The organism is Kribbella sp. (genome assembly GCF_035655035.1).
GTDB lineage: Bacteria > Actinomycetota > Actinomycetes > Propionibacteriales > Kribbellaceae > Kribbella.
The window spans coordinates 1-5,265 of sequence record NZ_DASRVN010000189.1 but is presented as its reverse complement, the minus strand read 5'-3'; the positions used below and the strand labels follow the sequence as shown (position 1 = coordinate 5,265).

The following is a 5,265-nucleotide window of genomic DNA, read 5'->3' as shown; positions in this document are numbered from 1 at the left end:
TCCGTAATCCCCAGCGCATTCGCCCAGACCGCCTTGCGCCGAAAGAACTCGCTGGCCAACTGCCGTCGTGACGTCTCATGCCGTTGCTCGGCCTCGTCGTCGCCCCACTTGGCCTTGACCAGCCGCGCAAGCAGTCGCTCGCACGCCGCTGTCTCTGTCACAACCCCAGTCCCTTCTTCGCGACCCGGACCACTTCGTCCAGATTCGACAAATCCTCAGCCACTCGCAAACCATCCCGCGGAAGATTCAGCTTGCCCCAGTGTTCGAGCAGGTCCTTCATCGTCGACTGCAGACTCCGTGGCGCGACGGTGTGCGCGGTCGGATATTCTCCTGCGACCTTCGGTCCACGGTCGTCCCAGGCGTCCGGCACCTCAAGCAGATACGGAACTCCGGCCTCTATCAGTTTGGCTTCCACGTACTCATGTGCCAGCAGCGACCAGAGCTGCGCCTGTTGCTTGTCAGTTATTTCGGCGCCCGACGCGGCCCGCTCCTACAACTCCCCGACGCCCGGGAGCGGCGTGAAGTAGCCGTGTCTGACGTCGCCAGGTTTCACGACCACCTCATGCTGCCGAATGAACAGGTTCTCCTTCGCGACCTCGACTATCTCGCGCGGGTATCCGCTGTTGGCCGCGACCGCGTCCAGGTCGTCGGTTTCACGGATCCGGCGGTAGGTGTCCATGTCACGCGGGTCGTCCGGTGTATCGACGAACTCGTGCTCGGGCGTATCGCTGCGCTCAACGGACTGCTCTGCTTCCGGTTCGGAGGCGGCCGGGTCGTCGGACGGGTCTATATGTGGTTCTCTGTCGTCACGGGGCGCACTGCGCTCCCGTACGGCGCTGCCGGGCAAGTCAGCCGAGTCCGCCGGATCGTTGCCCATGGCATCGTCCCGCGCCGGGCCTGAGTGGTTGGCGTCCGCTGCCTTCTGCTCGGTCGGTGCTGGCGCCGGCTGTTCTTCCAGCCCGGCGGACGGTCTCGCAGGCTTCGGTTCGGAGCCTTCCTTCACATTCGGCTGCGGTTGCTCCAGATCCTCGTCGGCCACGTCGGGGTCCGGCCGGCCCCAGCCGTCGCGGGAGAACACCGGGTCGTTCGCCATCTGCTCGCGGAGCTTCGCCGGCAGTTCGAGGTTGGGCTTCACCTGACGTGTCTCGTGCACAGCCTCTTGGGCGTCGGATTCGGCGCGGTCCGGTGTGTCCTGCTCCGTCTCTCGCGACGAGTCGGCGTGCGTCGCGGCTGGCTGCTCACCTTGGGCTGACCCCCGTTCGGCCGGGTTTCCCGGCGACGTGTGCCTCGGCTGTACCTCCAGCTGATACCGGTCCACCAAGCCCGGGCGGTCGGATTGCGGCTCCGGGACCTGTTCGTGGTCAGGTTGGTCGGGCTCGCGATCGTCGTGCCTGCCACGCAGTTCGCTCACGCCCACCGCCTCCCCCGAACGGACACGACCAGTCAGCACCGACTGCATACCGTGACGCACCGACCAGCGGAGCCTGCGCTTGTCGCGTTGCCTTTCGCAGGAGAGCGTGGCAGTCACCGCGCGCTGGCGCGGATGCCGGCGGCAGCCGGGGGTGGGTGGGAGCGCGCGGAGCAGACGCGTCTGAGGAGCGGAGCGACGAGGCTGGCGGCTGCGTAGCACGCGCGGGCTGATGAGCCGCTGGAACAGTTCGGGGTTAAGGAAGGGTGGTGCCGCGCTTGTCGGGGGTGGCGGCGAAGACTGAGGGTTTGGGGTTGGTGAGGGCTTGCCAGCGGTTGAAGAAGAGGTTGAGGAGTACGGCGGTGACGGCGGCGGCGCTGATGCCGGAGTCGAGGACGACGCCGACGGCGGGTGGGAACTTGTCCCAGAAGTGTGGGCGGGCGATCGGGACCAGGCCCATCGCGATGGTGACGGCGACCACGACGAGGTTCAGGTTGTCGGCGTACTCGACGCGGGACAGGGTACGGATGCCGCTCGCGGCCACCGAGCCGAACAGGACGATGCCGGCGCCACCGAGGACCGGGGCGGGGATCGCGGCGACCACCCGGCCGAAGATCGGGACCAGGCCGAGCAGGACCAGGACGCCGCCGCCGACCGCGACCGTGAAGCGGGACTTGATCCCGGTGATCGCGACCAGCCCGACGTTCTGCGCGAACGCGCTCGCCGGGAACGCGCCGAAGACCGGCGCGACGGTGCTCGACAGCATGTCCGCGCGCAGCCCGTTCGCGACCCGCCGGTGGTCGACGGGGGTGCCGACGATCTGCCCGATCGCGACGATGTCGGCCATCGTCTCGGTCATGATCACGAAGACCACGATCGTCATCGCGACGATCGCGCCGGCGTCGAACACCGGCGTACCGAGCCCGAACACCGGCGGGAACGAGACGACCTTCCCGTGCGGTACGGCGGAGAAGTCGGCCTTGCCCCACGGGACCGCGACCAGGGTGCCGGCGATCATCCCGATCAGGATCGACAACCGGGACACGAATCCCTGGAAGACGCGGCTGATCACCAGGATCACCAGCAGCGTCAGGCCCGCGAGCGCGATGTTGCCCGGGTTGCCGTACCCCTTGGCACCCACCCCGCCGAGCGCCCAGTCGAAGGCAACCGGCAGCAGCGACACCCCGATCACCGTGATGATCGACCCGGTGACGACCGGCGGGAACAGCTTCACCAGATGCGCGAAGAACGACGACGCGACCACGCCGATCGCCCCCGCCACCAGGATCGCCCCGAACACCGGCCGGACCCCGCCGTGCGAGGCGATCGACACCATCGTCGACACGCTCGCGAACGAGATCCCTTGCACGATGGGCAATCGGGCGCCGAACGGTCCCAGTCCCAGCGACTGCAGCAGCGTCGCGAGACCGCTGATGAAGATGCCGGCGGTGACCAGCAGCCCGATGTCCTGCGCTGACAGCCCGGCCGCACTGCCGACGATCAGCGGCGGCGCGATCAGCCCGCCGTACATCGTCAGAATGTGCTGCGTGCCGTAGACGACCAGCTGCGCGAACGGCAGCCGTTCGTCCTCCGGTCGGGCGGGTGCAGGGGTGGTGGATGCCATGTCTGCCTCCAACGCTTTTCCGCTCTACGGAAAGAAGATTCCGAACAGCGACAGAGTGGCACACGCGTTGCACGCCGTCAACGGTTTGTTGAAGTGCAATGTCCTAGGGTTTCCCGCATGAAGCTGGATCGGCTCGATCATCTGGTGCTGACCGTGCGGGATCTCGACGCGACGGTCGCCTTCTACGAACGGGTGCTGGGGATGCGAGCCGTTACCTTCAAGGGCGGGCGGCGGGCGCTGACCTTCGGCGGCAGCAAGATCAACCTGCACGAAGCCGGCCACGAGTTCGAGCCCAAGGCCGCGCACCCCGCTCCCGGCACCGCCGACCTGTGCTTCGTCGTCGCCGACCCGCTCGAACAGGTCCAGGCCGAACTCCGCGCCAACGGTGTCGCGATCGAGGAAGGTCCGGTCGAGCGGACCGGCGCCACCGGCCCGATCCTCAGCGTCTACCTCCGCGACCCCGACCAGAACCTGATCGAGCTCAGCAACTACCTCTGATGACGGATCGTTTCGCGGAGCATCGCGGTCTGCTGTACGCCGTTGCGTACCGGCTGCTCGGGAGTGTGGCCGACGCGCAGGACGTCGTGCAGGACGCCTGGTTGCGGTGGAGCCGCGTGGATACGGACTCGGTGCAGGACGCCGAGGGCTACCTCGTGCGTGTCACCACCCGGCTGGCGATCGACCGGCTGCGGAGTGCGGCGGTACGGCGGGAGTCGTACGTCGGCCCGTGGCTCCCGGAGCCCCTGCTCACCACCCCCGACGCCGCCGAGGACGTCGTACGGGCGGATTCGGTGTCGACCGCCGTACTGCTCGTGCTCGAGGCGCTGTCGCCGACCGAGCGGGCGGTCTTCGTACTGAACGAGGCGTTCGGCTACAGCTACTCCGAGATCGCCGGCATCCTCGACCGTCAGGTCGCCGACGTCCGCCAGCTCGCGCACCGCGCCCGCAAGGCCGTCGCCGCCAGGCGCCGGCGGTACGACACCGATCGCGCCACCCAGCAGCAGGTCACCGAACGCTTCCTCGCCGCCTGCGAGAACGGCGACGTGGAAGCGCTGATGGCAGTACTCGCACCGGACGTCACGCTGATCAGCGACGGCGGCGGGCTCACCGGGGCGCCGCGCAAACCTGTCGTCGGGCCGCTGTACGTCGCGCGCGCGTTCCTGGTCGGATCGACGCGCCGCCCGGCCGGTTCGCAGTACGCGATCGAGGAGCTCAACGGTGCGCCCGGCATCACGATCCGTTCGGCGGACGGGCCGGTGCTCGGCGTCACGCTGCACCTGGTCGACGGGGCCGTCCAGACGATCCACGTCGTGAGCAATCCGAACAAACTCCGCGGGCTGTCACATCCGGCATAGCTGTCTCGTCCATGAGGCACCTCTACGGATCGGAGCTTTCGTGTACGTCGCCTACCTGGCCACCACGCTGCTCGCCGCCGGCCTCACCGGCAGCGCCGCCGTCGCCAACCTGATCGGCCACGACTACCCGAAGTCCCAAGCGGACACGGTGCAGGTCGACCACAAGTGGATCCTTCCGTTCGGACTGCTCCTCGGCGCCGGAGCGGTCGGCCTGCTCGCGGGGCTCGCCGTACCGGCGCTGGGTCTCCTCGCGGCCGGCGGCCTCGTCCTGTACTTCCTCGGCGCGCTCGTCGCCCACCTCCGCGCCCACGCGCTCAACCTCGCGCCCTGGTCCCTGTACTTCGCCACCTGCACAGCCGCACTGGTCACCACAGTCCTCTACCGCTGACTGGCAATACCTCATGGTGTCTAGCGACAGGTAATAGCTTGTTCCCAGACACCAACAAGTATCGCCGGTTCGGGACCGGGGCCGGGAATATGCTGGGCCGATCATGGTGGCGGACGGCGGGGATCCATCGCGGTTGCGGCGGCTGAACGAGCGGGCGGTGCTGGCTGCGGTGCGGGGCGCCGGAGAGCTGCGGGTGGCGCAGATCGTCGAGGAGAGCGGGCTAGGGCGTACTGCGGTCGAAGAGGTACTGGCGAGCCTGGTCGAGCGGCGCTGGCTGGTCGAGGAGAGCCCGGCGATCCGTGGGCGCGGGCGTCCGGCGCGCAGCTACCGGTTCCGGTCGGAGGCCGGCTACGTCGTGGGGCTCGACATCGGGGCGTACTCCGTCCGCGGGGTGCTCACGGACCTCGACGGGCAGGTGCTCGCGAACACCCGGCGGACCGTGACGCCAGAGGTACCACGCGCCGACCGACTGGCCGTTGCGGATCAGGTG

7 protein-coding genes are annotated in these 5,265 nt (G+C 68.5%); 4 read left to right on the top strand and 3 right to left on the bottom strand.

The features are described from left to right. Positions 1 to 157 precede the first annotated feature (157 nt). The 3 genes from VFF46_RS11050 to VFF46_RS11040 all read right to left on the bottom strand — a co-directional run bounded on the left by VFF46_RS11050 (position 158) and on the right by VFF46_RS11040 (position 3,032). Positions 158 to 415, bottom strand: coding sequence for a hypothetical protein (locus VFF46_RS11050; protein WP_325036985.1), 258 nt, complete (start codon positions 413 to 415; stop codon positions 158 to 160). A 75-nt stretch (positions 416 to 490) separates the two neighbouring features. Then, positions 491 to 1,153 carry a hypothetical protein gene (locus tag VFF46_RS11045; RefSeq protein ID WP_325036984.1) on the bottom strand — a complete coding sequence of 221 codons (663 nt, stop codon included), beginning with the start codon at positions 1,151 to 1,153 and terminating at the stop codon, positions 491 to 493. 511 nt (positions 1,154 to 1,664) lie between these two features. Further along, positions 1,665 to 3,032, bottom strand: a complete 1,368-nt coding sequence (locus VFF46_RS11040) for a nucleobase:cation symporter-2 family protein (protein ID WP_325036983.1) — start codon at positions 3,030 to 3,032, stop codon at positions 1,665 to 1,667. Positions 3,033 to 3,149: 117 nt separating this feature from the next. Here VFF46_RS11040 and VFF46_RS11035 point away from each other — a divergent pair, with 117 nt between their 5' ends. The 4 genes from VFF46_RS11035 to VFF46_RS11020 all read left to right on the top strand — a co-directional run. Then, positions 3,150 to 3,530: a VOC family protein gene (locus VFF46_RS11035; RefSeq protein ID WP_325036982.1), complete on the top strand. Its 381-nt coding sequence runs from the start codon at positions 3,150 to 3,152 to the stop codon at positions 3,528 to 3,530. Next, a complete protein-coding gene (locus VFF46_RS11030; RefSeq protein ID WP_325036981.1) occupies positions 3,530 to 4,387 on the top strand; it encodes an RNA polymerase sigma-70 factor in 858 nt (285 codons plus the stop codon). Before VFF46_RS11035 ends, VFF46_RS11030 begins: the two co-directional genes overlap by 1 nt. A gap of 40 nt (positions 4,388 to 4,427) precedes the next feature. Continuing rightward, positions 4,428 to 4,775: a DoxX family protein gene (locus tag VFF46_RS11025; protein WP_325036980.1), complete on the top strand. Its 348-nt coding sequence runs from the start codon at positions 4,428 to 4,430 to the stop codon at positions 4,773 to 4,775. A 103-nt stretch (positions 4,776 to 4,878) separates the two neighbouring features. Next, positions 4,879 to 5,265: helix-turn-helix domain-containing protein (locus VFF46_RS11020; RefSeq protein WP_325036979.1), on the top strand; the 387-nt coding region annotated here is incomplete at its 3' end.

Bases quoted from the DNA above. Each gene is read 5' to 3' on its own strand.
- VFF46_RS11040 (WP_325036983.1), bottom strand. From the start codon at position 3,032: ATGGCATCCACCACCCCTGCACCCGCCCGACCGGAGGACGAACGGCTG.
- VFF46_RS11035 (WP_325036982.1), top strand. From the start codon at position 3,150: ATGAAGCTGGATCGGCTCGATCATCTGGTGCTGACCGTGCGGGATCTC.
- VFF46_RS11030 (WP_325036981.1), top strand. From the start codon at position 3,530: ATGACGGATCGTTTCGCGGAGCATCGCGGTCTGCTGTACGCCGTTGCG.